Raw genomic sequence first — 25,980 nt, 5'->3', positions numbered from 1 at the left:
ATTGGGGTTTTCTATTATTCTTGAACGCGCGGCTTTGTTGGATCACAATTTGGTTGATTGATTTCCTTTGTGGATTGCGCTAATTTTATTAAGTAATAGCATTCTTCTCTTGCCATATGGTCTGCCATCAGTGGAGTAAGGACTCCTAGGATTTCTTTATTTAATTGCATCTCCTCTAACTCTTCAAGGAAACCTTTAAAAATTTTCATCTCTAACTCTACATCATTGTTAAAACGGGTAAGGGCAGGGAATTCATATTGACTGGTACGTAAGAATCCAACCATTTCCACTGCTTTTAAGTAAAAATCCTCCCACTCCTTAACAAATTTCTCGCTTTTTTTGAGTAACTCTTTCTCCACACGGTCAACATTTGAAGCAATTCCGCCTGCATGACCTGCAGCATCTAATAGCCAAATGAGGTGGTGATGAAGCGCATGAGTTGGTGGTACACTTTTTCCTTCTACTAGAAAGCTGGATACCCGAAGCCATTCATCTAATTCGTTGACCATATGATTGATAAAAGAAGGAGTAAGACTAATTTTTACCTTTCCAACTAATTGTTCTTTAATAATGTCTAATTTTAAAATGCGAAGCTGTTCTCCTGCACTTCTACCTTCTTTAATGATAGCTATTAATTGATTTGTTTGGAGAGGCTGACGTGCAGTATCTAATAAATAGTCAAATGTGTTTTTAAATTGTTTGGTTTTGGCGATTTTTGATTCTTCACTAGGTGCAAGTGAATCGTGTAAAAATCGGCTGTGGTCACCTAGAACTTGCATCCAAAACTGGGTTTCAAATAAAGCTTGCTCTTGAAAAGAATGATTCAATTCTTATACCTCCTATACTGTTAAACGAAGGCCTTTTTCATAATGATTAGGCGTTTGTCTTGAATTCTATATGTATCTGTATGATGAAAGGATTAAAGAGGTGAATCATAAACAGACATTTTTATCTCTTATAGTCACGAAAAAGGGTTAAGCGCATACGATAGTGACGATTAAACCCTAGGGAGGATAAAGATGAGCAGCCCTGAAAAGTATGTAGAAGAAGTGAAACAATGGTTTTTGAAGCTGAAAAGTCAATTTGAATATGAACGGAATGAAGACCTGCAATCTTATTTATCAAATTTTTCATCTTTCTTAGATTCAATAGAAGAGAATCTAACACTGACGAACTTGCTTCAATTGCAGGAGCAAGTGGAGTTGCTTTATAATGCTGGATTAAGATATTCCGAACAGTCAGAAGAAAATGGAGAACTCGGAGAGGTAAGAAGGATAGGGATTGGACAGCATACATTACCACCTCTCCCATATGACTATGATGCACTCGAGCCATATATATCAAAAGAAATAATGAGACTGCATCATGATAAACACCATAAAAGCTATGTTGACGGTTTAAATAAGGCCGAGAAAATGATGGAAAAAGCACGTGACACAGGGGATTACGAATTACTAAAGCACTGGGAAAGAGAAGCTGCTTTTAATGGTTCTGGTCACTATTTGCATACAATTTTTTGGGAAGTTATGAAGCCAAAAGGTGGAGGAATGCCAGGACGCGAATTGCTTCGGCAGATTAATAGAGATTTTGGAAGTTTTGAGGTGTTTAAGAGACATTTCAGTGAAGCGGCAAATAAGGTCGAAGGAGTCGGTTGGGCGATTCTGGTATGGTCGCCAAGGGCAGGGCGCTTAGAAATTCTTCAATCAGAACGTCATCAGCTGATGACACAGTGGGATACGATTCCTTTACTCGTTTTAGATGTTTGGGAACACGCTTATTATCTTCAATATAAAAATGTTCGTGCAGATTATGTGAAAAATTGGTGGAATATCGTCAATTGGGATCAAGTTGAACGTCGATTTAAGGAAGCATCAAAACTTCAGTGGAAACAGTATTAATTCAATATTTGCTAAGCTGACCCTGTGTTGGTCAGTTTTTTTTGTGTCCCTTTTACTGTCTAACTCAGGTGTTGGAACTTTTCGATGTTTGTACATATTTTATTCATATAGGTGGACATGTTCTGCATACACTTTTACAAAACAGCAAAAGGGACGGGGATCGAATGACATTTATTCGCAGAAGAATTTTTATACTTATCATCACTGTTATGGTTCTCTTAGGCTTAGTTCCTCAAAAAACGAGCGCGCTTTCTGTTAGTGCAAAAGGTGCGATCTTAATAGAGCAAGAGTCTGGTAGAATTTTGTTTGAAAAAAATGCCCATCAACGAATGAGAATCGCAAGTATTACAAAAATCATGACAGCTATTCTTGCCATTGAATCAGGAAAACTAAACGAGATGGTTAAGGTGAGTAATAAAGCTGTACGAACAGAAGGCTCCTCCTTATATTTGAAGCCTAATGAACAAATAAAGCTTGAGGATTTAGTTTATGGATTGATGTTACGATCTGGTAATGACTCTGCAGTTGCTATCGCAGAGCATGTGGGTGGTAGTTTGGAAGGCTTTGTTTTTATGATGAACCAAAAAGCTGCGGAAATTGGTATGCAAAATACAGAGTTTGCAAATCCGCACGGGTTGGATGACCATGAAAATCATTTTTCATCTGCTTATGACATGGCCATTTTAACGCGATATGCGATGATGAACGAAAAATATCGGGAGATTGCTGGTACAAAAGTGCACCGTGCCCCTAACCCTACTGAAAAATGGGATCGTGTTTGGAGAAATAAAAATAAGTTACTGACAAAGCTTTACCCGTATAGCACAGGTGGAAAAACAGGCTATACCAAGCGGGCAAAACGGACATTGGTATCAACTGCAACAAAAGATGAAATTGATTTAATTGCTGTAACGATAAATGCCTCTGATGACTGGAATGATCATATGAATATGTTTAACAGAGCTTTTGAAACGTATGATTTAGTAAAGGTCATCAAAGAAGGCGATCTTCAAACTGATAATAGTTTTTATAAAGGGAAAGTATTTGTGGATCATGATTTCATGTACCCTCTAAGTGAGGAAGAGAAAAAGAATATTAAGCTCGACATTTCTTTAGTAGAACCTGAAAAAGAGTGGCGTAAACCAGAAGCAGTTCCAGACATAGTAGGAACTATTACTGTGAACCTTGGGGATGAGACGATTGAGGAGATGCCTATCTATTTTGATAACGGCAATGTCGAGAGGTCCAAGGAAACATTCTGGGAAACACTTAAAAGTATTTTTCTAGTAATTTTAGGGGTTAGATGACGATGGTTAATATCATATGGGTTGCGATGACAATTATTGGGATAATCTTTGCCGTGGTGAATGGAACCATCAGTGAGGTAAATGAAGCGATCTTTAAGGGAGCATCAGAAGCAGTTACTATTTGTATTGGTTTAATTAGTGTCCTTGTTTTTTGGTTAGGACTCATGAGAATTGCACAAGAGGCTGGTTTATTAGAAAAACTCTCAAAATTATTTCGTCCAGTGGTTAGACGGTTATTCCCTGAAGTTCCAGTAGAGCATCCAGCTATGGGATATATACTGTCAAATATGATTGCCAATATGTTTGGACTCGGAAATGCAGCAACACCCATGGGAATTAAAGCGATGGAGCAATTAAGAGAACTGAATGGAGGCAAAACCTCGGCTAGTCGATCAATGATTACGTTTCTAGCGATTAATACTTCGAGTTTAACGCTTATCCCGACTACTGTAATTGCGATTAGGATGACCTACGAATCTACAAATCCAACTGAAATTGTAGGAACAACCCTTATAGCAACGATTTGTTCGACCATAGGAGCCATACTAATAGATCGATATTTTTATTATCGACGGATGAAGAAGGGTGGCTTTGAAAAATGAGTGTAATCAATTCCATATCACTTTGGCTAATACCTGCGATTATAGGATTTATCCTTCTATATGGTACATTTAAAAGGATTCCAACCTACGAAACTTTTGTAGAGGGAGGAAAGGAAGGAATTAAGATATCCTTTTCCATCATTCCTTTTTTAGTTGGAATGTTAGTTTCTATTTCAATCTTTAGAGCATCAGGTGCAATGGAGTTTTTCATTAATTTAATTCGCCCTGTGCTTGAATTTGTCGGGTTTCCTGCAGAAGTTGCTCCTTTAGCGCTGATCAGGCCAATATCTGGAACCGCAGCGTTAGGAATGACGACAGATTTAATAGCTACATATGGCCCTGATTCTTTTATTGGTAGACTTGCTTCAACTATGCAAGGAAGTACAGATACAACTTTGTATATTTTAACGGTCTATTTCGGAGCCGTAGGAATTAAGAAAATGGGCGATGCGTTAAAGGTCGGTCTTTTAGCAGATTTAGTTGGCATCGTGGCGAGTATAATTGTTGTAACTTTACTATTTGGTTAAGTAGAAAACACGTGAAAACGTGTTTTCTTTTTTATATAGGAAAGTTCTGGGTTGGGCATACTAGAGAATGTTTTTATCTTGTGAAAATACAAAGAAACAAGTAAGATGTTTAAGGGGTGAGCATAGATGGAACGTTTACAGAAAGTAATAGCACATGCAGGTGTAGCATCAAGGAGAAAAGCTGAGGAGCTTATTGTTGCTGGACATGTTAAGGTGAATGGAAAAGTTGTAAAGGAGCTAGGGATTAAAGTAAGCTCAAACGATAAAATTGAGGTGAGCGGCATTCCGCTTGAAAGGGAAGAGCCTGTTTATTTTTTATTTTATAAACCACGTTCTGTGATATCTAGTGTAAGTGATGATAAGGGTAGAAAAGTTGTAACTGACTTTTTTCCAGAAACAAAAGAACGTATTTACCCAGTTGGAAGACTGGATTATGATACGTCCGGATTGCTTTTACTAACGAATGACGGTGAGTTTGCAAATCTTTTAATGCATCCAAAGTATGAGATTGAAAAGGTGTATGTGGCGAAACTTAAGGGTATTCCACCGAAAGAGAAGCTTCGTCAATTAGAAAGAGGAATAAAGCTAGAAGATGGTAAGACGGCTCCTGCTAGAGTGAAGCTGATTTCAATGGATAAGCGAAAACAAACTTCAATTGTCGAAATTAGCATTCATGAAGGAAGAAACAGGCAGGTAAAAAGAATGTTTGAGGCGATTGGACATCAAGTAATAAAGCTTAAGAGAGAAAAGTTTGGCTTCCTTACTCTAAGCGGCTTAAGTACTGGTGAATTCAGAGAACTACTTCCGCATGAGGTTAAACAATTAAGAGCTTTAGCAAGTACCAAAAATAATCGTTTGTAGGGAATAGATTTGTTCAGGTCAAACAAGCTTTACTCGCCCTATTTAGTAAGCTAAAGTGTGACTAAATTACATGAAATCTTTTCGGAAAAGAAGCTTTCTCTTAAGTCTCATGAAATTTAGTCAACTTAGCTTGGCGATAATGGTTCTCAATTGTCACATAACCTTCAAAATGTATGCAATGTTGCTATATTAATAAGTGCTATAATGGCAAAGAAAGTACGCATCAAATCAAATATAAAATAAAGGGAGATTTCAATGGACAAGAAAAAGCGACGATTAGTTATGCGGACCGTCATTTTATTACTTCTCGCCGCTGCACTCGTTTATACATTGTATATCAATTTCTTTACTAGTAAGGAAAAGGTTGCAGTAGGGGATAAGGCACCAGATTTTGTCGTAACAGACCTGAATGGGAAGGAACACCATTTGTCGGAGTATATAGGGGAAAAAGGTGTGTTCTTAAACTTCTGGGGGACATGGTGTGAGCCGTGTCAACGTGAATTCCCATATATTGATACATATTATCAGGAATATAAGGATCAAGGAATTGAAGTTATCGCAATCAATGTTGGTGAGCCGAAATTCAGTGTTAATAATTTTATTAAAAAGTACGACTTATCATTTCCTGTTGTAATCGATAAAGGAAACCAGTTGCTAAATGCCTATGGAATTGACCCGTTGCCAACAACTTTATTAATTGATAAAGATGGAGAAGTTGTTAAAATAATCACGGGCGAAATGACAAGTAAGATGGTGCGAGATTATATGGAGCAAATTAAGCCATAGGGAGTTATTTTTATGGAAAACGTTAAATGCGAATGTGGGCATGTAAACCCACATGGTACAATTTTTTGTGAGGCTTGTGGAAAACCTGTCCAAAACGAAGAAGAAAATCAGAGTGAAAAAGAGAAAAAAACACTGCTTGATATGAGGTATGAGGGTAGTGCAAGGCGCTCTCAAACCTATAATAAAACAATAGTTGATAAGATTTGGAACTTCTTTTCCTCTGTAAAAGTGGGGATTTGGATCATCGTTGTGCTTCTAGTCGCTTCAGCACTGGGTACAATTTATCCTCAAGAATTATACATACCTCCAGCGATGAATCCAGCTGATTTCTATGAACAAGAATATGGTATCACTGGAAGATTATATTATCAGTTAGGCTTCCACAACCTATATGGTTCATGGTGGTATATGATTCTAATTGCAATGCTTGGTATTTCCTTAATTATTTGTAGTATAGACCGCGTAGTACCTCTGTATAAAGCATTAAAAAAACAAGGTGTTACACGTCATGAAAGTTTCCTGAAAAGACAGCGTGTATATGGTAAAAATACTGTTGAAAATATCGATAAGGACTTTGAAAATGCTAAGGAGAAACTAAGGAAGAAACATTATTCTGTCCGTGAAGAAAATGGGAATATATTAGCCGAAAAGGGTCGTTTTTCTCGATGGGGCCCATATGTTAACCATTGTGGACTTATTCTTTTCCTTATTGGTGCGATGCTTCGTTTTGTGCCTGGAATGTACATTGATGAAGTACTCTGGCTTCGTGAAGGGGAAACAGCAAGTATTCCGGGAACAGATGGGAAATATTATTTAAAGAGTGAACAATTTCTTGTAGAAGTTTACGAGAAGGGCAAGGAAAAAGAAGTATTTGATGAAGCGATTGAACTTGCCGGAAATGCAATGGTAGTAAAAAACTATCAAACTGATGTTACGTTATTCGAACGTACAGATGAAATAATTCCTGGAGTGGAACCAGAATTAAAAGAAGTTAAATCTCACGAAATTCGAGTAAATGAGCCATTAAAGCATGACCATTATGCAGTCTACCAAGTGGATTATAAATTAAATGAATTTAGCACGATGTCCTTTACAATGGTAGACAAAGAGACGAATCAGGAATTTGGTTCAATTACAATTAACTTAAACGATCCCCAAGATAAATATGACTTAGGAAACGGATATTCAATCGAGTTGGCAAGCTATTTCCCTGATTTCTTTTTTAATGATGAAGGGGAACCTGCCACGAAAACAAAAATACCGAATAACCCAGCATTTGTATTTAAAATGTATGCTCCAGATAAACCAGAAGGTGAAATTAGTTTCGTAGCTATTCAGCAAAATATTGAGCCTGTGGGTGAGAATAAGTATAAAATGGCGTTTTCTGGTATAGATATGAAGAATGTATCTGGATTAACTGTTAGAAGAGACTTTACATTATGGATACTTGCTTTGGGTGGTGCAATATTTATGATTGGTGTTATTCAAGGATCATACTGGCACCATCGTCGGATTTGGATTCAGCGAAAGAATAATGAAGTTATTGTTGCTGGACATACAAATAAAAACTGGTTTGGCTTGAAAAATGAAATTCGTTATGTATTGGCAGATACCGAAATCGCCGAACCTATCGATCAAGTTGATGCAAAGAATAAGGAAAATAAGGAAAGTAAGGAGGGATAAAAATGGCTGAATTAAGTTCGAATTTGCTATATGCAGCTTTTATTCTCTATCTTGTGGCAACATTTGTCTTTGGTGGAGCAATTCGAGATAAAAAAAGTTCAAATGGGTATAACCGCTGGTCCCATATCGGGATTGCTGTTACAATCATTGGATTTGCTGCACAGTTAGGCTATTTTTTTACCCGATGGATTGCAGCTGGACATGCACCAGTAAGTAACCTATTTGAATTTATTACATTTTTCGGAATGATGCTAGTCCTAGCGTTTATTATTATTTACTTTATATATAAAACAAGTATCTTAGGACTGTTTACTTTACCAATTGCATTGTTAATTATTGCTTATGGTAGTATGTTTTCAAGAGAAATCTCTCCATTAATTCCAGCTTTACAAAGTGATTGGCTCCACATTCACGTTACGACTGCTGCATTAGGGCAAGCAATTCTTTCAATAAGTTTTGTCGCAGGAATCCTCTATCTTTTAAAAAGTGTGGATCAGTCTGTCAAAAGCAAAGAAACATTTTGGTTAGAATTTGTCATGTATATATTAGTAGTTGTTGTTGGATTCGTAGCTATTTCGACGGCCTTTGGTGCTATGAAATATGAATCTGTGTTTTCATGGGTGGATAAAGACGGCGTTGAAGCTGAGATGGTATACAAATTACCAGCTTTAGTAGTTCCTAATGAAGGCGAATTACTAACAGATGGTAAGTTTTCTAGCGGGATTGAATTACCTGCCTTATTAAGCGCTAGAAAAGTAAATACATTACTTTGGTCGATTATATCAGGATCTATACTATATGGATTACTACGTTTAATTTTACGTAAACGTGTAGGAGCGGCCTTAAAGCCTTTAACAAGAAGATTAAATCTAGACTTAACTGATGAAATTGGATATCGTTCAGTAGCGATTGGATTTCCGGTATTCACGTTAGGCGCGTTAATTTTTGCTATGATTTGGGCGCAAATTGCATGGACTCGCTTCTGGGGCTGGGATCCTAAAGAGGTATGGGCGCTTATTACATGGCTCTTCTATGCAGCATTTTTACACTTGAGGCTTTCAAAAGGCTGGCATGGTAAAAAATCTGCATGGCTTGCAGTCGTTGGATTCTTCATAATTATGTTTAATACGATATTTGTAAATCTAGTTATCGCTGGTTTACACTCATATGCTTAAGAGAAAAAGCCCTCATCATTTGATGAGGGCTTTTTTATCTAACACTTTTTGTGTCGAATTATCGACTTTTCCCTCGTTGGTTAAACTAGTGTGATATATGTTATAGCAAATTATGAAATTTTTATGTACGATAGTGATGTAGAGAAATATTCTTTCGGAAAGAAAATGGAGGAATAAGAAAATGGAAAATGAAGCGAAAATTTTAATTGTCGATGATGAAGAAAGAATTCGTCGTTTACTAAAAATGTATTTAGAAAGAGAAAATTATGCAATTGAAGAAGCGGAAAATGGAAATATTGCCTTAGAAAAGGCAATGAAAAATGATTATGATCTTATTCTATTAGACCTCATGATGCCAGAAAAAGATGGAATTGAGGTATGTCGTGAATTGCGTGAGAAGAAATCAACTCCGATTATTATGCTTACTGCAAAAGGAGAAGAAGTAAACCGTGTGCAGGGCTTTGAAGTCGGTACAGATGATTATATAGTGAAGCCATTTAGTCCAAGAGAAGTTGTTCTTCGAGTAAAAGCTTTACTAAGAAGGGCATCACTTACAACCTATCTACAAACGGAAACAACAGCTAAGGATGTTATCGTGTTTCCACATCTAACAATTGATAATGATGCACACCGAGTGCTTGCAGATGGCAAGGAAGTGGGCTTAACACCGAAGGAATATGAACTCTTATGCTTTTTAGCAAAATCACCTGACAAGGTATTTGACCGTGAACAGCTATTAAAGGAAGTATGGCACTACGAATTCTTTGGTGATTTGCGTACTGTAGATACACATGTAAAACGCTTGCGTGAAAAGTTAAATAAAGTGTCTCAGGATGCAGCGAAAATGATAGTAACTGTATGGGGCGTTGGTTATAAATTTGAGGTCGGCCAAGAATGAAATTTTGGAGAAGTGTAGTAGGAAAACTATGGGCAACCATTCTTTTACTGTTTTCCTTTGTGTTATTTGTTTTAACGGTACTTTTCATGGAGTATTTTGAGAATTACCATATCCAAGAAGCTGAAAGAAGTTTAACTCAACTTGCTGCAAATATTGCTGTTATTATGGAGCAGCATGAGGATAAAGATGTGGCAAGGACCCTTGCTTGGGAGCTTGTGAATGATGAAACAAAGGTAATTATTGCGGCAGACAAAAACACGTTATGGGTATCTCCTGATCGAACAGCTGTACCAAACATTCCTGTTACAGTTATTACAGAAGACCCAGATCTTAGACGTGTTATTACAAACGACCAAAACGCAAGCAAAAAGATAAAACTATCAGAAAATGGAAAAAAACCTCAAGAGCAAGGACAAGAACTATTTGTGGTTGGGGCCCCTCTTCACATCGAAAATGACCAGATGGGTGCAGTTTTTCTCTATCAATCCTTAGATGTAGTTCAAAAAACTACCAAGGATACTACTCAATTCATAATATTGGCTGCAGGTATCGGAATTGTCCTTACAACAGTTTTTGCCTTCTTCCTATTAACACGTATTACAGCTCCTTTACGTAAAATGAGGGAAGCTGCTACTGAAGTAGCTAAAGGGAAATTTGATACGAAGGTTCCTATACTTACTCATGACGAAATTGGCGCTTTAGGAATGGCACTAAATCAAATGGGAAGGCAGTTAAAATATAATATAAATGCTCTTAATCAGGAGAAAGAGCAGCTTGCAAGCATATTAAACAGTATGGCGGACGGAGTTATCACTTTAAATCGTGATGGAACGATATTGATAACAAACCCACCTGCGGAACGCTTTTTACAAGCTTGGTATTACCAGCAAGGTATGTATCAGGACGTTGGTCAAGAGCTTCCACCAGAGGTCAAGGATTTATTTCAACGTTCCGTTTCATTTGAAAAAGAACAATTTATTGAAATCAGTCTACAAGGTAGAACTTGGGTTATTTTAATGAGTCCACTTTACAATCAGACGTATATTAGGGGTGCTGTAGCGGTACTTCGTGATATGACGGAGGAAAGACGTTTGGACAAGTTACGTGAAGATTTTATTGCGAATGTTTCTCACGAACTGCGAACTCCGATCGCAATGCTCCAGGGCTATAGTGAAGCAATTATGGATGACATAGCGAGCTCCGAGGAAGAGCGAAAGGAAATTACCAAAGTCATCTATGATGAGTCATTACGAATGGGTCGACTTGTCAACGAGTTACTAGATTTGGCTAGAATGCAATCTGGGAATATTACCTTAAATAAAGAAAAAGTTGATTTCGATACCCTTATTAACCGTGTGATTCGGAAATTCCAAGGTTTAGCTAAGGATAATCAAATAACGTTAACTGCTACAAAGGTAGACGAAATTGGTGAAATCTATATAGATTCTGATCGTATTGAGCAGGTTTTTACAAACTTAATTGATAATGCAATTAGACATACCGATGAAAATGGTCAGGTTGTTGTTCATGTTACTGGTCAAGAAACTTCAATAAAAGTTGATATTAAGGATACGGGTTCTGGAATTCCAGAAGAAGATTTACCTTTTGTATTTGAACGGTTCTATAAGGCGGACAAGGCTAGAACAAGAGGGAAATCTGGAACTGGTTTAGGACTTGCGATTGTAAAAAACATTATTAGTGCACACAACGGGAATATCTCGGTCCATAGTAAGCTTGGTGAAGGAACGACATTTACATTCGTAATACCTCGAAAAAGTGAGTAATTTGAAAAAACGTGGCGAAGATTCTTGTTCCATAAGAAACAATTTCCTTGTAAAAGAAAAACTCTTCTTGTAATATAAGGATTGTTAAATAGAAAATTAAATAATTTATTGAATTTTAGGTGTCAGAGAATGTAGTATAATTCTTTTTGAATTAAAAGGGAATCTGGTGTGAATCCAGAACTGCCCCCGCAACTGTAAAAGTGGACGAAATGAGAAGAACCACTGTATGCCTGGATGGCGAATGCTGTTCAACATATGGGAAGGACTCAAAGTAGGAAGAAGCTTAAGTCAGTAGACCTGCCTAATTCATTTCTTTTTTAATTCTCCGGGGTGCGAGAATTAGCATTAAAACACCATGCATTTTTGTTGTTTTCCTGTTATATCTTCTAAGCTCACCCCAAGGGTGAGCTTTTTTATTTACGATGTTAGGTGCAAAAAACACTTATTCATACACATATTTTAACAAAAGGGGAGCTAGAAACATGAAAAAATTATTAGTTGCTTTACTATCATTGGGAATTTTATTTGGATGCAGCAATGAGCCATCTACAAATGAATCTTCCAACAACAACACCGCAGAAACTGTAGATAAAGAAGAAACAGCAGCAGAGATTGTTACTGTTGTTATCTCGAAAAACAATGGTGAAGAAATCATTGAAGAAAAAGAAATTAAAATTGAATCAGGAAAAGAAGTTACCGTTATGGACGTCATGCAAGCAAACTTTGACATCGAAACACAATTCGATGGTGCTTTTGTTGCCAGCATTAATGGCGTTGCAGGCAGCGAAGAAGAAAAGACATCATGGTTTTATTCTGTTAATGGCGAAGAAGCCATGGTAGGAGCTAATGAATACAAATTAGAGCCTGAAGATAAGATCGAATTCGATCTCCATAAGTGGGAATAATGAATTTATCTGTTAAAAATTTAACGCTCTTATCGATGCTAATCGCATTGTCTGTTGTAGGCAGAATTACATTTACATTCCTTCCGAATGTCCAGCCTATGACAGCGATTATCGTGATAACTAGCTTATTTTTGGGTCCAATCTATGGTATGGTTGTAGCTGTTTTCGGTTCTGTATTATCGAATCTTGTAATGGGTATGGGTTTATGGACCATTGGACAAATCGTTGCATGGGGGATAATTGGGTTAATTAGTGGGGCTTTACGGAAGTATCGTGATCGAATTCCTGTCATATTATTAGCCATCTATGCAGTATTTTGTGGTTTCTTATATGGCTTTGTAATCTCAATCCCTCTTTATTTATTCTCGGGTAAGTTCCTTGCCTATTACGTAGCTGGACTACCATTTGATTTGAGTCATGCAATTGGGAATGGAGTATTTTTTCTCATTCTGTATCCAATTCTGAGACTACTATTCTTAAAAAATGTAACAATTGCAAAGTAAGGAAGAATATTACCAAAATATTCTTCCTTTTTTTATTAATTCATACTATATTGGGAGTGTAACTTTTTTTATAAAACATTCGACTAATGAAATGAACGGGAGGATTTGCAAATGGATTCCTTGTTTGAGGAACTATATGAAAAGTATCATCACGATGTCTTTTCCTTCTTATTTTATATGGTAAAAAATCGTGAACAAGCTGAAGATCTCGTTCAGGAAGTTTATATAAGAGTTTTAAAATCATATGATAGATTCGAAGGAAAAAGTAGTGAAAAAACATGGTTATTTTCAATTGCTAGACATGTCGCGATTGACTCGTTCCGGAAACAAAAAGGGTGGAAACAGCGTATAATGGATTCTTTTGATTGGAGTCGCCAAGAGGTAAAAGACTTTGCTCCACTTCCGGAAGAAATAGCGTTGCAAAATGAGCAGGTACAAATGATGTACCGATGCTTAGAAAACTGTACTACCGACCAGCGTATGGTGCTTATATTACGATATATCCAATCACTTTCAATTTCAGAGACTGCTGAAGCTCTTGGATGGACGGAGAGTAAGGTAAAGACAACTCAGCATAGAGGTCTAAAGGTCTTAAAGAAGTATATGGAGGAATCAGGCGTAAAGGAGGGTATAGATGATGAAAAATTCAAAGTGGAGTGATGACCAACTCGAGCAGATGCTATCGCAAATGCCAGGAATAAAAGACAAACGGAAACCACAAGAGATTTATCAAAATATCACCCTTAAAATGAATAAGAAAAAGAGAAAAATGTGGCTTGTTCCTACCCTTGCATCTGCGGCAGCAGTGCTTCTATTATTCATCTTAGCTCCTTCTTTCATTAATAATATGAACAGCTCAAGCTTCGATTCTGCTGAAATGGCAAGAGAAAATACAAACATTACTATGGATTCAGACAACAGAGAAGCAGCATCAAAGGATGCATCATTGAGCACACTAGAAAAAGCAGAGGAACCACAACAAAATGAAGAGGCTGGAATATTTTCATTTGAGGAACAACTAAGCAATAGTTACACTGTTAATAGTGTAGGGGAAAATGAAGTCCTTCTAACATATGGTGTGTATTTGGGTGGTGTAATGTTTCCTACTGTTGTTTCAGTAATCGTCGAATCTAACGGGGAAAATGTTGTTGAACAATGGCAAAAGACAGTTCCAAGAGTAAATGAGGCTATTCGCGAAAACAAAGAATGGGGCATTGATGAAATTTCGAATTCATATTTTGAAGATTTCTCAGAAGTTGTAACGAAAGACAATTCAAAGGCTGTAAGGGTGGACGTAGACAACTCGATTAATACTGAGTCATTTGCTACTGCGGAAGCTGCAGAATTTTCACATACGATTAGTTCGTTCCGTTATCTGTTAGAAGACTATCAACATGTTGAACTTTTCCAAAATAATCAACAAGGAATTACCATAGGGCAAACGGGTATCATTGAAAATTATATTGATGTTGAGGAAGATACAAAAAAAGCATATCTATATTATGTAAATGATCATTCAGACCGTAAAATTTTAGCTCTAACCTATGAAAATTTTAATACGATTGAACAAGCACTAGAAGCTATGAAAGTGGAGGCTAAACAAGGTGATTATACCCTACATCCGCCAATCATATCTGAAATTAAACAAATTAAAGCAGATGGTACTAATTTAGAAATTCATTTTAGTGATGATTCGGTCTTAGAGAATACAGATAATTATATCCTTATGTTGGATGCAATCATGCTAACCGCTAAAGAGTTTAATTTCGAAACAGTTACTTTTTACGGAAATATTGATCAAATTGGTAATGTGCGTATAGGGGAACCGGTACCAGTACCGCTCGCACCAAATCTAATTCAATTGCAATAAGAGACACCAAGTTGTCTCTTTTTTTTTTGCTTAAAAATATGATTTTGATAGGTGTAAATGGGCAATATTACCTTGCCAGTTACGAAAAGTGTTACTTTATTTACATAATTTAAGAAAATTTTTCAAATAATGTAAGGGTGTCCCTTATTTGCTTAGTAAATAGAGATAATGTGAGATAGGGGGTGTCCTTGAATCTAATCATAACGGGTTCACATTTTCATAGCATCATTTGTTCAATATTTTGAGGAGGATCAAAATGTTTGGTAAACGATTTGTAATTCTTGCCATTTTGGCAGTTTGTACAGGATTACTCTTTGTAGGAGATCGTAATGTCAACGCACATGAACTTACAGGTAATAATGCAACAGAGGAATGGGCGTGGCCGGTCACAGGGAGAATCACTGATACGTTTGGAACGAGACAAGGCAATCACAAAGGCTTAGATATCGCTGCTCCGCTAGGAGATCATATATATGCGGTTGAAGAAGGAATCGTAAAAAAATCATATTACAAGGGTTCATATGGGCATGTCGTTTTTATTGAGCATCCAAATGGATATGAGACAGTTTATGCACACTTAAGTAAGCGCAATGTTCAAGAAGGAGAAAAGGTTGTAAAAGGTCAGTTAATTGGTCATATCGGTAGTACAGGTAATTCAACTGGTCCACATTTACATTTTGAAGTACATAATGGAGAATGGAATTCTTCTAGAAACAATGCGATTGACCCTCTTTATATGCTAACCGATGAGCAAATTTTAGTTCCTACATTAATGGAATTGGAAAAAGAGGACGCTGAAGTTTTAAAAAAGATTGAAACCTATACAGTGAGGGCTGGGGATTCTTTATCAGTAATTGCACATCGGGTAGGTTTAACTGTTGAGGAAATTAAGATGTTAAATCAGTTAACAGATGATTTAATTTTTCCTAATCAAATCTTAATTGTCGAAAAATCCTAAATAATTTTGAGCTTTTTTATTCCCCTAGAGAGACAAGTTCATGTATAATAAGAAAAACTTTGGGGGGATTCGGTATGCGAACTGATTATCACAATCATTTAGAGCTTGGAACGCTTGAATTAGACTATTTAATGAAGTTTATTGATGAAGCAAAGGCAAAAAAAATTGATCATTTCGGGATTTCTGAACACGCTTATCATTTTTATCAGACAAAAGATATTCTGAGTAATCCATGGGTTGATGCAAGAAGATATTATGACATGAAGGATTATGTAGATTTATTTAAGATTGCCTGGAAAAATAATATTGATGTAAAGATGTCCATTGAAATGGATTATACACCTGGGAAGCATGCAGAAATGGAGAAATTCATTTCTACCTATGATTTTGATTATGTAATTGGCTCCATCCATTGGGTTGGCGATTTTGGAATTGACCTTGCGGAGTTTCGTGATGAATGGGATAAAAGGGATCTACATGATACATATACAAAGTATTATGATCAGGTGATTACATTGGCCGAATCAAACCTATTTGATATTATCGGTCATATTGATCTAGTCAAGATTTTTAAATACATTCCTGAAGATGAGGAGTTCCTTTTGCATCAATTTGATCGTGCAACTACAGCATTAGCGAACTCAAAAACCTGCGTTGAAATTAGTACTGCTGGATTGCGAAAGCCAATTGGCAAGCTTTATCCAGATCCTCGACTACTCCAAATGTGCTTTGATAAAAACATTCCAATCGTCTTGTCATCGGACGCACACCGACCACAGGATGTAGGTGCTGATTTTGATCAAGCAATTGAACTAGCTAAAAGTGTAGGCTACAAAACCTTAATGACATTTGAAAAAGGGGAACGTAAAGAAGTTCCACTTGGATAATAGAACGACAAAAAGCAGGCATTGCCTGCTTTTTACCATTTAAAAAAAGAACCCCTAAACGAAAGGGTTCTTCATTGAATATAAAGACTATTCAAATTTTAGTGGATCACCGTCGAATGGCTCGTCTGCTACCTTAATGGAATCCGTTGGGCAACCTTCAAAAGCATCGATCATGTCTTCCTCTAATATTTCTGGAATTTCTACAATTCCTTGGTTATCATCAAGTGTTACAAATGCAATTCCGTCATCATCGTAATCGTAGATGTCAGGTGCAGCTGCACCACATGCACCACATGCGATACAAGTTTCTTTGTCAACAATGGTATACTTTGCCATGTGTACTTTACCTCCCGAAAAATCGTTACATGTATAAAATGTATATTTATAGTAGTTCCCCATCCTACTTCCTCATAGCATGGAAACAGCTTCCTCATATTCATTGTAAAGCTGTTCACAAAACTTTTCAATAAAAATATATAGTGAGATTGCTTAATCTAAAAGGGTTTTTCCCATTTGACAAGCATGTTCATAATTCCACACGAAAACATCCCACTTTTCGTTATTATTTGATAAAATAAAAGTAACATTCGTTCGACAATTTTCCATCTATTTCGTCGTTTGAGGGGGAGAAGCCGTGAACATTACTTATCGCTCGATATTAATCTTATATTGCTTGCATAAACTAGACGGTGAACGGACTGTTTATGGGATACATCACTTGTTGAACGGTAAAAAGTCCTCTCAAACGATTGGGGATGCGAATCTATTTGATCTCACTCCTCTATTCGGTATTCTAAGGCCGATTCGAAGAGAACAGGTTGAGAAGGAGATACAAATACTTCATGAACATGCTCTAATTGAAGAAATAACACCTTCAAGTAATAAATTTACCATTACATCTCTTGGTAAAAGTGTACTAAAAAAGGAATTTGAAAAGAAACCGATTCCTCCGCATTTAAATGGCTGGAAGTATAATGAACAGTCCATCTTACTTTGGCGTAGGCTTTCATTGTTAACGCAGGTTTTGTCGAATTTAGTAAATGAAAAAAAACAATATACTCCAATCCAACAAGAAGATTCAATTGCTGACTGGGTAAAAGGTTTCTTAATTAAGGATGGACATACTCGATTTATTTTATCAGAAGCGCTTTACAATGAGATTTTGTCGCTCCTTGAAATGGTTTCAGAGCTAGAATCAACCATTTTTGTCATGAGGCTGACCAGTTCAGCGAGAATTGGATATACAATCGATCAGATTAGTTCCTTACTAGGTGAGGATGAAGTATGGTGCCAGGTTCTCTTTTTACATACCTTACATACTATTATTCATCATCTTGAAATGAATGGGAACAGTTTCCCTCTTCTTAGTTCTATGATTGAGGCTCAACATCAAGAGGATGTATTACTAACAGCTTCAACAAAGAAAACGTATCAATTGCTACTACAGGGTAAAACAATCGATGAAATTGGAATCATTCGAAATCTAAAACGGAATACAATTGAAGATCATATTGTTGAAGTAACGCATCAAAAACCTGATTTTTCAATTGATCGATTCGTTCCACACGAACATCAGCAGCAGATACTATCTGTTTATAAGACATTACAAATAAAGCAATTACGACCTTTAAAGGAAAAATTGACAAATGACATCTCGTATTTTGAAATTAGACTAGTTCTTGCAAGATTTGGTGGTAAACATGGATCTTAATTTAATTTTAAAAGAAAAATTTAATCATTCTACGTTCCGAGAAGGGCAAAAGGAAATTATAGATGATATTTTAGCTGGACAAGATGTCATGGCACTCTTACCCACAGGTGGAGGGAAATCGCTGTGCTATCAGCTTCCTGCTCAAATTCTCGAAGGTAGTGTACTTATCATTTCACCACTTGTTGCACTTATGGAAGATCAGGTTCTTCAGATAAGAAAAATGGGTGAAAAAAGGGTGATTGCCCTTAATAGTTTTTTATCAAATGAGAGAAAACGTAAGGTTCTACCCAGCTTGCACAAATATAAATATATTTTTGCCTCCCCTGAAATTCTCCAGTCAAAGTTTATTTTAAGTCGATTAAAAGGAATTCGTTTTTCTATGTTTGTGGTGGATGAAGCACATTGTATCTCGCAATGGGGGCATGATTTTCGTCCAGACTATTCCCGATTGGGTGATATTCGCCGTGAAATCGGATCCCCACCTTGTTTAGCACTAACCGCAACAGCTACAAAAGAGGTTCTAGGGGATATTAGCAGGACATTACAATTGAATGATCCGAAAATGCACATCCACTCGATTGATCGACCAAACATTGCCATAACGGTGAAAAAGGTTAATTCGCTGGAAGAAAAGAAAGATGTGCTTTTAAACTATATAAAAGATTTGCAAGGGCCAGGAATTATTTACTTTTCAAGTCGATTATGGGCCGAAAATATTGCGCAATTTTTAAAAGATGAAGGCTTTGATCGAGTTGCTTATTACCATGGTGGAATGGAACAGGAAAAAAGAATGTTGATCCAGGAGCAATTCATCAATAATCAACTATCCATTATTTGTTGCACGAATGCATTTGGGATGGGTGTGAATAAGTCAGATATCCGATATGTCATTCACTTCCATTACCCTTCACAAGTAGAGGCATATTTACAGGAAATAGGGCGTGCTGGCAGGGACGGTAAATCAAGTATTGCTATTTTACTTCATAGTGAATTTGACCGAGAAATACCTGAAGTCTTGCTTAAATATGAGTTTCCATCGAAAGAACAAACACATCAAATAATTGAATACATGAATAAAGAGATACAAACGAAAGGAAAATTTACAAATACAAAATCGGTTGAAGAGTATTTTTATTCAGCATTCGGTGTATCTGAAGTTCAATGGAGATTTATTCAATTTTACCTGGAAATCGATGACTGTATCGAGTACGAACTTAATACACGGCAAAAAGTTGAAATCATTGAGGAAGCTGCAAATAAACGATATTTATACAAGTACAGCAAACTTAAACTGATGGAGAGATGGTTAGAGACTCACGGATGTCGAAGGGAAGCTGTATTATCATACTTCGACGAAAGCCTAAAAGTGAGACCTTCATCTTGCTGTGATTTATGTGGAATTGACTTCAAGTTGTACAAACGAAACGGTAAAGAAGTAAATGAGTGGGAGCTGCCATCTTGGAGACAAGAATTGCATCGTATCTTCCATAGAAAAGGGTGAAAAATTATGGGTAGGCGCCAAGCTGATATTGTCAAAAATTTAGCAGATAAAGAAATCGTTTTTCACCTTTATCTAACACAAGGAATCTTATTAATTTTGTCTTTAGGGCTTGGTTTTTTCCTATTTGATCATTGGTCATCATTTATGGAGCTCTGGCATTGGAAGGATTGGAATATTCTTCTTATTGGTTCTGGATTTGCAATTGCTGTTGTTATTATTGATTTATTGCTTGTAAAATGGCTTCCAGAAGCAATGTATGATGATGGTGGTATTAACGAAAGAATTTTCCAAAAAAGAAGTATTCCGCATATTTTTATTTTATGCTTATTAATTTCCTTTGCGGAAGAGATTTTATTTAGAGGTGTTATTCAGACCCATTTTGGACTGATTATTGCTAGTGTTATTTTTGCATTATTACATGTACGCTATTTACATAAGTGGGTTCTACTATTGTCTGTTGTTATTTTAAGCTTTTTATTAGGTTATATTTATGAGGTTTATCAAAATCTTTGGATTACTGTATATGCTCATTTTTTGATAGATTTTATTTTGGCAGTAAAGCTTAGAATTGATTATTTGCGTGCTCAAAAAGAGGGGGTATCGTCTTGAAGCATCCTGAAGGAGAAGAAAAGTCAGTTGATATAAAAAAACGCACTTCGACTTTACCATCTCGAAGTGAAATCCATAGACAAAAGAAAAAGAAAACACGGTTTAAGATAAAATACCCGATTATTCGCTTGTTGGCTCTTTTATTTATTTTACTTCCTGTTGCAATTCTTAGCTTTAAATTTAATACGAATCCTGAAAAACTGGAGGCAAGTCCGGTAAAAAAGAGTGCGAATTTCGAAAGCATTAGCTATGAAAATAAAGAAAATAAAGACGAGGCCGTTCGTTATCCTGAAAATAATGAGGAAGAAACACCAACTGAAGAAACAGAGACTAAACAAGATCCAGAAATAACTGAACAAGAACAAAAAAATGTTGAACAAGAGGAAGCAAAACAGCCAGAAGTCAATAAACAAGAGGAACCTAAAGAAGAAGCAGGTCAACAGGTTAATGAAAATACAGCAAGTAATGAAGAGGCAAAGCAACCAGTTCAGGAACAGCCAAAGGACCGTTATGATGTGAAATATCATAAGGTAAAAGCCGATGAAACATTATATCGGATATCTATGAAATATTATAATAGTCGCTCTGGTGAAGAGTTAATCAAAAGATGGAATAATATAAATGGTGATACCGTTATTGAAGGTCAAGTTTTACAAATACCGATAAAAAAATAAACGAATGAAACCAGTACAGTGGCGTGAGCGCCAGAGGGTATTTGAAATGATGAAAAAAGAGTTTGACGTGAATTTATATCATGAAAGTAAATAGCTGAATATAGCATTCAGCTATTTACTCATTTAGAAAAATTTCTTTTTATCCCTTTCTTCTTTAAGGATTTCAACAGCTTCTCTAAAACGTTGAGCATGGATAATTTCCCTTTCTCGAAGAAATCGAAGACTATCATTTAAGTCTGGGTCATCACTCATATTAATAATCCATTGATAAGTGGCTCTTGCTTTTTCTTCAGCTGCAATATCTTCATATAAATCAGCAATCGGGTCGCCTTTTGCCTGGATGTATGTCGCAGTAAATGGTACACCACCAGCATTTTCGTAAAATAATGCAGAATCATGGTTCACATAGTGTGCTCCTAGTCCAGCAGCTTTTAGTTGTTCTGGTGTTGCGTCTTTCGTTAGTTTATATACCATTGTCGCAATCATTTCTAAATGAGCAAATTCTTCAGTTCCAATATCATTTAACAATCCAATCACTTTACCAGGTATTGTGTAACGTTGATTTAAATAACGTAATGCAGCCGCAAGCTCACCGTCTGCACCACCATATTGTTCAATCAATAATTTAGCTAAAGCTGGATTACACGTACTTACTTTAACGGGATACTGTAGTTTTTTTTCATATATCCACATTTATATAAATTCCTCCCCTTGATGAACAAAATGATTATTTTGTTAAACCTGCCATGGCCAAGGTTCGTCATCCCAGTTCCAAGGATAATTGGAATAGCTATAACGACCATATTGAGTTAATGGCCCAAACCTTTCCTCATATAGCTTTGCTACTTTTCTTCGTTGCTGTGAAACTGAGTTGAACTGTTGAATCGCCTCATAATCATTAGGGTGGGTATCTAGATACAGGGTGAGTTCTACTAAGACAAAATCCAAAGCCTGTAAGTCTTCTAATAACGCATAATACTCTGGGGGCATCTGTTTAGGATTCATTCATTTTCAGCCTCCCTTTTAGGTTCATATGGACCGTAATACGGATCATAAAAAATTTTCCAAAGTGTACCTGTGTATAATGCTTGCTTTGGAGTGAATTGTGGTAGGTTTGCTGGTTGAAATGTTATATAAAGATTTGGAGGAGTAACGTAGGTTTTACATGTGATTGGTTTGCAAGGATCAAAAGGGCTCACATAGGGATAATAGGCCTTCCTAGTAGTAAACATGAAGTAACCTCCTTGATGTCAAAATACAAAACGATGTCAGTTTACTTTATGGCTGGAGAAATAAAAAAATGACTAGGAAATTATTTTTAATACTGAATAGGAAAATTTGTATCTATTTTATCCTCTCTTCATAATCTGAAATAAGAAGGAGATGGGGGTATGGATAAAATTATATATGAAGTGATTGGATTTTTTTGCGGGTTTATGCTCATTTTTTTAACATCAGGAACTTCCATTATTGAAATACCACAATTGTTAACAAGTTTTATCATAAATCCGTTCCTGTTTTTCATCTTAATGATTTGTTTTTTTATCGGGTTTTTAGCCCATTCTGTGCTAATTAAGGGTGCCATTGAAAGCTTTTATCACATGGCTAAAGGTAATCGTTTTTCATTTATGCAATTATTCATCCCTGTAAGTTTAGTAGGAGGCTATTTGATTTTATTTATATATGGTCCTTGGCAAACTTTTTTATTGATAGCCTTTTCCATTATTTATGGTATCATTACTGTAGATTTACCTTCATACAGTCAAAGTTCAAACTCCGAAAGAATTAAAGTAAAAAGCTGATTAGATAGGTAGGGGCAAGACCATGACCATGCTAATTTTTTACGGTATACTTTTAGTTGGAATAATACTCCTTCTCTATATGTGGCGTGAAGCAAGAATGGAGCGTGTGATAACGAAAACTCTTTCGTTTTCGAACTTCCCAAAAAGCTTTGGAAAGATTACCATTTTCTTCATTTCAGATATTCACAGAAGAGAAGTTTCAGAAAATATAATCAATGAAGTAAAAGGGAAAGCAGACATTGTTATAATTGGAGGGGATTTAACCGAAAAGGGAGTACCGTTTGAAAGAGTGGAGAAGAACCTTCAATTAATAAAAATTGTTGGGCCGACTTACTTTGTATGGGGAAATAATGACTATGAAGTTGATTACCATGAACTTGATTCTCTTCTTTTAAGTATGGGAATTAAAATTCTTGATAATACAGCTATGTTTTTTGAAACTGGTGAGGGAGAAAAGCTCGCTCTCTTAGGAATAGATGATCTGAGGGAAGGCAGAAGTCGTTTGGACCTTGCTCTTCTAGACGCAGGGGATGAGGTGGATTTTAAAATTTTGGTTAGCCATAATCCAGAAATCAAAAGTGAACTTCAACCAGAACAAGGGATAAGTCTTTTATTATCTGGACATACCCATGGTGGACAAATCCGGTTTTGGAAATTCGGGCTTTATCCTAAAGGTGGGGTAGAGCACAAAAATGGAACGACCATTTTCGTAAGTAATGGATTTGGAACATCCGGTATTCCACTCAGGCTCGGTGCACCACCTGAAACACATTTACTTATCCTACAATCATCACAAAGTGAATAGACGTCGCAAAAAAAGTCCCAACAACGGTAATTCCAAGAACATAATTTATATTCCTTCATAAAATAAAGAAACGGTTGCTGTAGGTGTGATGGTGAGGGAGGGTTTTTAATGCGTCTCGAACGCTTAACTTATAATAAAATCAAGATTTTTCTAACATTCGATGATCTGGTTGATCGTGGCCTCACTAAAGATGATCTTTTGTCGGATTCGCTTAAGGTCCACCAATTATTCCGAGATATGATCGAGGAAGCAAGTATCGAATTAGGCTTTGAAGCCGATGGTCCTATTGCTGTTGAAGTGTATTCCTTACAGGCTCAAGGTATGGTGATCATCGTAACTAATTCAGTAGGTGACCTTGAAGACGAAGAATTTATGGATGAAGATTACATTGAAATGCAGGTTACGCTTGATGAAAGTAAAGATATATTTTACGAATTTCGCTCATTTGAAGATGTGATCCAACTTTCAACTAGATTAATAAGTTTATCAATAGATGGTGGAAGACTATATTCATTTAAAGACTATTTTTATTTACTACTTGAAGATAATTTGACACTCCAAACTGAAAACGTCATTGCCATTTTAGCTGAATTTGGCAATCCTGCAACTATTACAAAATATAGGGTCCATGAATATGGGAAAATACTTTTTAAAGAAAATGCAATGAAAGATATTTACAAGTATTTTATTAAAAAATAGGGGAGACCTCTAACCTTGATTAGGGGTTTTTCTTTTATGTTGTTAGCTCTAAAATCTCAAATTGTAAACTAATTTACAATTTAGAGAGAAAAATGAAGATTCTTCATTTTTCATCTTGCATAAACATATGGAAGGTGTATACTAGTGACTGGAAAGGTGGACAATAAGAGAAATTCGATTCGCCAGTTCACCGCACTTTTTGAACATCCTCTAATGGAATTGTGAAAAATCTTGGGAGGTTTACAAATGGTAGCCGAAAACAAAAAGGACATTTCAGGGCAGAATAAGGAAGAAAAGATGGATGTCCTCAAATCTACACAAACAGTTATACATAAAGCATTAGAAAAACTAGGGTACCCTGAGGAAGTTTATGAACTATTAAAAGAACCGATTCGAATGATGACCGTAAAAATTCCTGTAAGAATGGATGATGGATCTGTTAAAATCTTTACAGGCTATCGCGCACAGCATAACGATGCTGTAGGTCCTACAAAAGGTGGAATTCGATTTCATCCAAATGTGACTGAAAAGGAAGTTAAAGCGCTTTCGATTTGGATGAGTTTAAAATGTGGTATCGTTGATTTACCATATGGTGGAGGAAAAGGTGGAATCATTTGTGATCCTAGAGATATGTCATTCCGTGAGCTTGAACGACTAAGTCGTGGATATGTTCGTGCAATTAGTCAAATCGTAGGTCCTACAAAGGATATCCCGGCGCCAGATGTATTTACCAATTCACAAATCATGGCCTGGATGATGGACGAGTATAGTCGCATAGACGAATTTAACTCACCTGGATTTATTACGGGTAAACCACTTGTGCTAGGTGGATCACATGGTCGTGAGTCTGCAACTGCTAAGGGAGTTACAATTTGTATTCGTGAAGCAGCGAAAAAGCGTGGCATTGACTTAGAAGGGGCCCGTGTCGTTGTACAAGGCTTTGGAAATGCAGGTAGCTTTTTATCCAAATTTATGCATGACGCCGGTGCTAAAGTAATTGGTATTTCAGATGCTTATGGTGGTTTATATGATCCAAATGGTCTGGATATTGATTACCTATTAGATCGTCGAGACAGTTTCGGAACAGTTACGAAGCTATTTAATGATACAATCACCAACAAGGAATTGTTGGAGCTTGATTGTGATATTCTTGTTCCGGCTGCGATTGAAAACCAGATTACTGAAGAGAATGCCCATAATATAAAAGCAAGCATAGTAGTGGAAGCTGCAAACGGACCTACTACACTTGAAGCAACACAAATCTTAACTGAAAGAGGGATTCTACTAGTACCGGATGTTTTAGCAAGTGCTGGTGGTGTTACCGTTTCTTATTTTGAATGGGTTCAAAATAACCAAGGTTATTACTGGTCAGAAGAAGAAGTGGAAGAAAAACTTGAAAAAGTAATGGTCAAATCCTTTGAAAATATTTATACAACTGCGCAAAATAGACGTGTTGACATGAGACTTGCAGCCTACATGGTAGGCGTAAGAAAAATGGCAGAAGCTTCACGCTTCAGAGGCTGGATTTAACTTAT

At 36.4% G+C, this 25,980-nt stretch carries 30 protein-coding genes and 1 riboswitch; of the genes, 25 read left to right on the top strand and 5 right to left on the bottom strand.

Going from position 1 to position 25,980, the window contains the following annotated elements; genetic code table 11:
• Nucleotides 1-14 precede the first annotated feature (14 nt).
• Complete coding sequence (locus CKJ95_RS02005) at nucleotides 15-827, bottom strand: DUF2935 domain-containing protein (RefSeq protein WP_099351745.1); 813 nt, start codon at nucleotides 825-827, stop codon at nucleotides 15-17.
• Between the two features lie 192 nt (nucleotides 828-1,019).
• Here CKJ95_RS02005 and CKJ95_RS02000 point away from each other — a divergent pair, with 192 nt between their 5' ends.
• The 16 genes from CKJ95_RS02000 to CKJ95_RS01925 all read left to right on the top strand — a co-directional run bounded on the left by CKJ95_RS02000 (nucleotide 1,020) and on the right by CKJ95_RS01925 (nucleotide 16,644).
• On the top strand, nucleotides 1,020-1,898 hold the full coding sequence (locus tag CKJ95_RS02000) for a superoxide dismutase (protein WP_099351744.1): 879 nt from the start codon (nucleotides 1,020-1,022) through the stop codon (nucleotides 1,896-1,898).
• A gap of 164 nt (nucleotides 1,899-2,062) precedes the next feature.
• Nucleotides 2,063-3,205, top strand: coding sequence for a D-alanyl-D-alanine carboxypeptidase family protein (locus CKJ95_RS01995; RefSeq protein ID WP_099351743.1), 1,143 nt, complete (start codon nucleotides 2,063-2,065; stop codon nucleotides 3,203-3,205).
• Nucleotides 3,206-3,207: 2 nt separating this feature from the next.
• Nucleotides 3,208-3,807 (top strand): nucleoside recognition domain-containing protein, encoded by a 600-nt coding sequence (locus tag CKJ95_RS01990; RefSeq protein ID WP_099351742.1) that lies wholly within the window; start codon nucleotides 3,208-3,210, stop codon nucleotides 3,805-3,807.
• The gene (locus CKJ95_RS01985; protein WP_099351741.1) at nucleotides 3,804-4,334 is read left to right on the top strand and encodes a spore maturation protein; all 531 of its coding nucleotides are present in this window, start codon (nucleotides 3,804-3,806) and stop codon (nucleotides 4,332-4,334) included. Before CKJ95_RS01990 ends, CKJ95_RS01985 begins: the two co-directional genes overlap by 4 nt.
• A 126-nt stretch (nucleotides 4,335-4,460) precedes the next feature.
• Entirely contained in the window at nucleotides 4,461-5,195 is a 735-nt protein-coding gene (gene rluB / locus CKJ95_RS01980) for a 23S rRNA pseudouridine(2605) synthase RluB (RefSeq protein ID WP_099351740.1), read from the top strand.
• A gap of 255 nt (nucleotides 5,196-5,450) precedes the next feature.
• Nucleotides 5,451-5,981: a thiol-disulfide oxidoreductase ResA gene (gene resA / locus CKJ95_RS01975; RefSeq protein ID WP_099351739.1), complete on the top strand. Its 531-nt coding sequence runs from the start codon at nucleotides 5,451-5,453 to the stop codon at nucleotides 5,979-5,981.
• 12 nt (nucleotides 5,982-5,993) lie between these two features.
• The gene (locus CKJ95_RS01970) at nucleotides 5,994-7,664 is read left to right on the top strand and encodes a cytochrome c biogenesis protein ResB (RefSeq protein ID WP_099351738.1); all 1,671 of its coding nucleotides are present in this window, start codon (nucleotides 5,994-5,996) and stop codon (nucleotides 7,662-7,664) included.
• Between the two features lie 2 nt (nucleotides 7,665-7,666).
• A complete protein-coding gene (ccsB, locus tag CKJ95_RS01965; protein ID WP_099351737.1) occupies nucleotides 7,667-8,839 on the top strand; it encodes a c-type cytochrome biogenesis protein CcsB in 1,173 nt (390 codons plus the stop codon).
• A gap of 181 nt (nucleotides 8,840-9,020) precedes the next feature.
• A complete protein-coding gene (locus tag CKJ95_RS01960) occupies nucleotides 9,021-9,737 on the top strand; it encodes a response regulator transcription factor (RefSeq protein ID WP_099351736.1) in 717 nt (238 codons plus the stop codon).
• Nucleotides 9,734-11,521 carry an ATP-binding protein gene (locus CKJ95_RS01955; RefSeq protein WP_099351735.1) on the top strand — a complete coding sequence of 596 codons (1,788 nt, stop codon included), beginning with the start codon at nucleotides 9,734-9,736 and terminating at the stop codon, nucleotides 11,519-11,521. The genes CKJ95_RS01960 and CKJ95_RS01955 overlap by 4 nt, the downstream gene beginning before the upstream one ends.
• Nucleotides 11,522-11,623: 102 nt before the next feature.
• A riboswitch (cobalamin riboswitch) is annotated at nucleotides 11,624-11,840 on the top strand.
• A 163-nt stretch (nucleotides 11,841-12,003) separates the two neighbouring features.
• Nucleotides 12,004-12,426 (top strand): DUF4430 domain-containing protein, encoded by a 423-nt coding sequence (locus tag CKJ95_RS01950; RefSeq protein ID WP_099351734.1) that lies wholly within the window; start codon nucleotides 12,004-12,006, stop codon nucleotides 12,424-12,426.
• Nucleotides 12,426-12,929 (top strand): ECF transporter S component, encoded by a 504-nt coding sequence (locus CKJ95_RS01945; protein ID WP_099351733.1) that lies wholly within the window; start codon nucleotides 12,426-12,428, stop codon nucleotides 12,927-12,929. Before CKJ95_RS01950 ends, CKJ95_RS01945 begins: the two co-directional genes overlap by 1 nt.
• Nucleotides 12,930-13,040: 111 nt before the next feature.
• The gene (gene sigX / locus CKJ95_RS01940) at nucleotides 13,041-13,589 is read left to right on the top strand and encodes an RNA polymerase sigma factor SigX (protein ID WP_099351732.1); all 549 of its coding nucleotides are present in this window, start codon (nucleotides 13,041-13,043) and stop codon (nucleotides 13,587-13,589) included.
• On the top strand, nucleotides 13,567-14,799 hold the full coding sequence (locus tag CKJ95_RS01935; RefSeq protein ID WP_142353913.1) for a hypothetical protein: 1,233 nt from the start codon (nucleotides 13,567-13,569) through the stop codon (nucleotides 14,797-14,799). Before sigX ends, CKJ95_RS01935 begins: the two co-directional genes overlap by 23 nt.
• A gap of 256 nt (nucleotides 14,800-15,055) precedes the next feature.
• Nucleotides 15,056-15,757 carry a peptidoglycan DD-metalloendopeptidase family protein gene (locus CKJ95_RS24005; RefSeq protein WP_099351730.1) on the top strand — a complete coding sequence of 234 codons (702 nt, stop codon included), beginning with the start codon at nucleotides 15,056-15,058 and terminating at the stop codon, nucleotides 15,755-15,757.
• Nucleotides 15,758-15,831: 74 nt separating this feature from the next.
• Entirely contained in the window at nucleotides 15,832-16,644 is an 813-nt protein-coding gene (locus CKJ95_RS01925) for a histidinol-phosphatase (protein ID WP_099351729.1), read from the top strand.
• 87 nt (nucleotides 16,645-16,731) lie between these two features.
• Here CKJ95_RS01925 and CKJ95_RS01920 read toward each other — a convergent pair whose 3' ends face one another.
• Complete coding sequence (locus tag CKJ95_RS01920) at nucleotides 16,732-16,980, bottom strand: ferredoxin (protein WP_077618638.1); 249 nt, start codon at nucleotides 16,978-16,980, stop codon at nucleotides 16,732-16,734.
• A gap of 298 nt (nucleotides 16,981-17,278) precedes the next feature.
• Between CKJ95_RS01920 and CKJ95_RS01915 the strand changes: the two genes are divergently transcribed.
• Genes CKJ95_RS01915 through CKJ95_RS24050 form a run of 5 tightly spaced genes read left to right on the top strand, consistent with a single transcriptional unit; the run spans nucleotide 17,279 to nucleotide 21,233 of the window.
• On the top strand, nucleotides 17,279-18,355 hold the full coding sequence (locus tag CKJ95_RS01915; protein ID WP_099351728.1) for a helix-turn-helix domain-containing protein: 1,077 nt from the start codon (nucleotides 17,279-17,281) through the stop codon (nucleotides 18,353-18,355).
• Complete coding sequence (locus tag CKJ95_RS01910) at nucleotides 18,345-19,856, top strand: RecQ family ATP-dependent DNA helicase (protein ID WP_099351727.1); 1,512 nt, start codon at nucleotides 18,345-18,347, stop codon at nucleotides 19,854-19,856. The genes CKJ95_RS01915 and CKJ95_RS01910 overlap by 11 nt, the downstream gene beginning before the upstream one ends.
• A gap of 6 nt (nucleotides 19,857-19,862) precedes the next feature.
• Nucleotides 19,863-20,465: a CPBP family intramembrane glutamic endopeptidase gene (locus CKJ95_RS01905; RefSeq protein ID WP_099351726.1), complete on the top strand. Its 603-nt coding sequence runs from the start codon at nucleotides 19,863-19,865 to the stop codon at nucleotides 20,463-20,465.
• The gene (locus tag CKJ95_RS01900; RefSeq protein ID WP_099351725.1) at nucleotides 20,462-21,139 is read left to right on the top strand and encodes a LysM peptidoglycan-binding domain-containing protein; all 678 of its coding nucleotides are present in this window, start codon (nucleotides 20,462-20,464) and stop codon (nucleotides 21,137-21,139) included. The genes CKJ95_RS01905 and CKJ95_RS01900 overlap by 4 nt, the downstream gene beginning before the upstream one ends.
• 4 nt (nucleotides 21,140-21,143) lie before the next feature.
• Entirely contained in the window at nucleotides 21,144-21,233 is a 90-nt protein-coding gene (locus CKJ95_RS24050; protein WP_142353912.1) for a DUF2663 family protein, read from the top strand.
• 29 nt (nucleotides 21,234-21,262) lie between these two features.
• On the opposite strand, the gene cotJC is transcribed toward CKJ95_RS24050, so the two are convergent.
• The 3 genes from cotJC to CKJ95_RS01885 are packed head-to-tail and all read right to left on the bottom strand — an operon-like array spanning nucleotide 21,263 to nucleotide 22,371.
• Nucleotides 21,263-21,832 carry a spore coat protein CotJC gene (gene cotJC / locus CKJ95_RS01895; RefSeq protein WP_099351724.1) on the bottom strand — a complete coding sequence of 190 codons (570 nt, stop codon included), beginning with the start codon at nucleotides 21,830-21,832 and terminating at the stop codon, nucleotides 21,263-21,265.
• A 42-nt stretch (nucleotides 21,833-21,874) separates the two neighbouring features.
• Nucleotides 21,875-22,144, bottom strand: coding sequence for a spore coat protein CotJB (locus CKJ95_RS01890; RefSeq protein ID WP_099351723.1), 270 nt, complete (start codon nucleotides 22,142-22,144; stop codon nucleotides 21,875-21,877).
• Nucleotides 22,141-22,371 carry a spore coat associated protein CotJA gene (locus CKJ95_RS01885; protein WP_099351722.1) on the bottom strand — a complete coding sequence of 77 codons (231 nt, stop codon included), beginning with the start codon at nucleotides 22,369-22,371 and terminating at the stop codon, nucleotides 22,141-22,143. The genes CKJ95_RS01890 and CKJ95_RS01885 overlap by 4 nt, the downstream gene beginning before the upstream one ends.
• Before the next feature lie 159 nt (nucleotides 22,372-22,530).
• On the opposite strand from CKJ95_RS01885, the gene CKJ95_RS01880 reads away from it, so the two are divergent.
• From CKJ95_RS01880 to CKJ95_RS01865, 4 genes are all read left to right on the top strand, one after another.
• Nucleotides 22,531-22,941, top strand: a complete 411-nt coding sequence (locus CKJ95_RS01880; RefSeq protein ID WP_099351721.1) for a hypothetical protein — start codon at nucleotides 22,531-22,533, stop codon at nucleotides 22,939-22,941.
• Nucleotides 22,942-22,969: 28 nt separating this feature from the next.
• Nucleotides 22,970-23,746, top strand: coding sequence for a metallophosphoesterase (locus CKJ95_RS01875; protein ID WP_099351876.1), 777 nt, complete (start codon nucleotides 22,970-22,972; stop codon nucleotides 23,744-23,746).
• 108 nt (nucleotides 23,747-23,854) lie between these two features.
• On the top strand, nucleotides 23,855-24,445 hold the full coding sequence (locus CKJ95_RS01870) for a genetic competence negative regulator (protein ID WP_099351720.1): 591 nt from the start codon (nucleotides 23,855-23,857) through the stop codon (nucleotides 24,443-24,445).
• 246 nt (nucleotides 24,446-24,691) lie between these two features.
• On the top strand, nucleotides 24,692-25,975 hold the full coding sequence (locus CKJ95_RS01865) for a Glu/Leu/Phe/Val family dehydrogenase (RefSeq protein ID WP_099351719.1): 1,284 nt from the start codon (nucleotides 24,692-24,694) through the stop codon (nucleotides 25,973-25,975).
• The last annotated feature ends 5 nt before the right edge of the window (nucleotides 25,976-25,980 follow it).

This window comes from Fredinandcohnia onubensis, from assembly GCF_002734285.1.
Taxonomy (GTDB): domain Bacteria; phylum Bacillota; class Bacilli; order Bacillales; family Bacillaceae_L; genus Ferdinandcohnia; species Ferdinandcohnia onubensis_A.
The sequence above is the reverse complement of the archived record's forward strand: the minus strand, read 5'-3'. Positions and strand labels throughout refer to the sequence as shown.

Bases quoted from the DNA above. Each gene is read 5' to 3' on its own strand.
- CKJ95_RS02000 (WP_099351744.1), top strand. From the start codon at position 1,020: ATGAGCAGCCCTGAAAAGTATGTAGAAGAAGTGAAACAATGGTTTTTG.
- CKJ95_RS01995 (WP_099351743.1), top strand. From the start codon at position 2,063: ATGACATTTATTCGCAGAAGAATTTTTATACTTATCATCACTGTTATG.
- CKJ95_RS01990 (WP_099351742.1), top strand. From the start codon at position 3,208: ATGGTTAATATCATATGGGTTGCGATGACAATTATTGGGATAATCTTT.
- CKJ95_RS01985 (WP_099351741.1), top strand. From the start codon at position 3,804: ATGAGTGTAATCAATTCCATATCACTTTGGCTAATACCTGCGATTATA.
- rluB (WP_099351740.1), top strand. From the start codon at position 4,461: ATGGAACGTTTACAGAAAGTAATAGCACATGCAGGTGTAGCATCAAGG.
- resA (WP_099351739.1), top strand. From the start codon at position 5,451: ATGGACAAGAAAAAGCGACGATTAGTTATGCGGACCGTCATTTTATTA.
- CKJ95_RS01970 (WP_099351738.1), top strand. From the start codon at position 5,994: ATGGAAAACGTTAAATGCGAATGTGGGCATGTAAACCCACATGGTACA.
- ccsB (WP_099351737.1), top strand. From the start codon at position 7,667: ATGGCTGAATTAAGTTCGAATTTGCTATATGCAGCTTTTATTCTCTAT.
- CKJ95_RS01960 (WP_099351736.1), top strand. From the start codon at position 9,021: ATGGAAAATGAAGCGAAAATTTTAATTGTCGATGATGAAGAAAGAATT.
- CKJ95_RS01955 (WP_099351735.1), top strand. From the start codon at position 9,734: ATGAAATTTTGGAGAAGTGTAGTAGGAAAACTATGGGCAACCATTCTT.
- CKJ95_RS01950 (WP_099351734.1), top strand. From the start codon at position 12,004: ATGAAAAAATTATTAGTTGCTTTACTATCATTGGGAATTTTATTTGGA.
- CKJ95_RS01945 (WP_099351733.1), top strand. From the start codon at position 12,426: ATGAATTTATCTGTTAAAAATTTAACGCTCTTATCGATGCTAATCGCA.
- sigX (WP_099351732.1), top strand. From the start codon at position 13,041: ATGGATTCCTTGTTTGAGGAACTATATGAAAAGTATCATCACGATGTC.
- CKJ95_RS01935 (WP_142353913.1), top strand. From the start codon at position 13,567: ATGAAAAATTCAAAGTGGAGTGATGACCAACTCGAGCAGATGCTATCG.
- CKJ95_RS24005 (WP_099351730.1), top strand. From the start codon at position 15,056: ATGTTTGGTAAACGATTTGTAATTCTTGCCATTTTGGCAGTTTGTACA.
- CKJ95_RS01925 (WP_099351729.1), top strand. From the start codon at position 15,832: ATGCGAACTGATTATCACAATCATTTAGAGCTTGGAACGCTTGAATTA.
- CKJ95_RS01920 (WP_077618638.1), bottom strand. From the start codon at position 16,980: ATGGCAAAGTATACCATTGTTGACAAAGAAACTTGTATCGCATGTGGT.
- CKJ95_RS01910 (WP_099351727.1), top strand. From the start codon at position 18,345: ATGGATCTTAATTTAATTTTAAAAGAAAAATTTAATCATTCTACGTTC.
- CKJ95_RS01905 (WP_099351726.1), top strand. From the start codon at position 19,863: ATGGGTAGGCGCCAAGCTGATATTGTCAAAAATTTAGCAGATAAAGAA.
- CKJ95_RS24050 (WP_142353912.1), top strand. From the start codon at position 21,144: ATGAAACCAGTACAGTGGCGTGAGCGCCAGAGGGTATTTGAAATGATG.
- cotJC (WP_099351724.1), bottom strand. From the start codon at position 21,832: ATGTGGATATATGAAAAAAAACTACAGTATCCCGTTAAAGTAAGTACG.
- CKJ95_RS01890 (WP_099351723.1), bottom strand. From the start codon at position 22,144: ATGAATCCTAAACAGATGCCCCCAGAGTATTATGCGTTATTAGAAGAC.
- CKJ95_RS01885 (WP_099351722.1), bottom strand. From the start codon at position 22,371: ATGTTTACTACTAGGAAGGCCTATTATCCCTATGTGAGCCCTTTTGAT.
- CKJ95_RS01880 (WP_099351721.1), top strand. From the start codon at position 22,531: ATGGATAAAATTATATATGAAGTGATTGGATTTTTTTGCGGGTTTATG.
- CKJ95_RS01875 (WP_099351876.1), top strand. From the start codon at position 22,970: ATGCTAATTTTTTACGGTATACTTTTAGTTGGAATAATACTCCTTCTC.
- CKJ95_RS01870 (WP_099351720.1), top strand. From the start codon at position 23,855: ATGCGTCTCGAACGCTTAACTTATAATAAAATCAAGATTTTTCTAACA.
- CKJ95_RS01865 (WP_099351719.1), top strand. From the start codon at position 24,692: ATGGTAGCCGAAAACAAAAAGGACATTTCAGGGCAGAATAAGGAAGAA.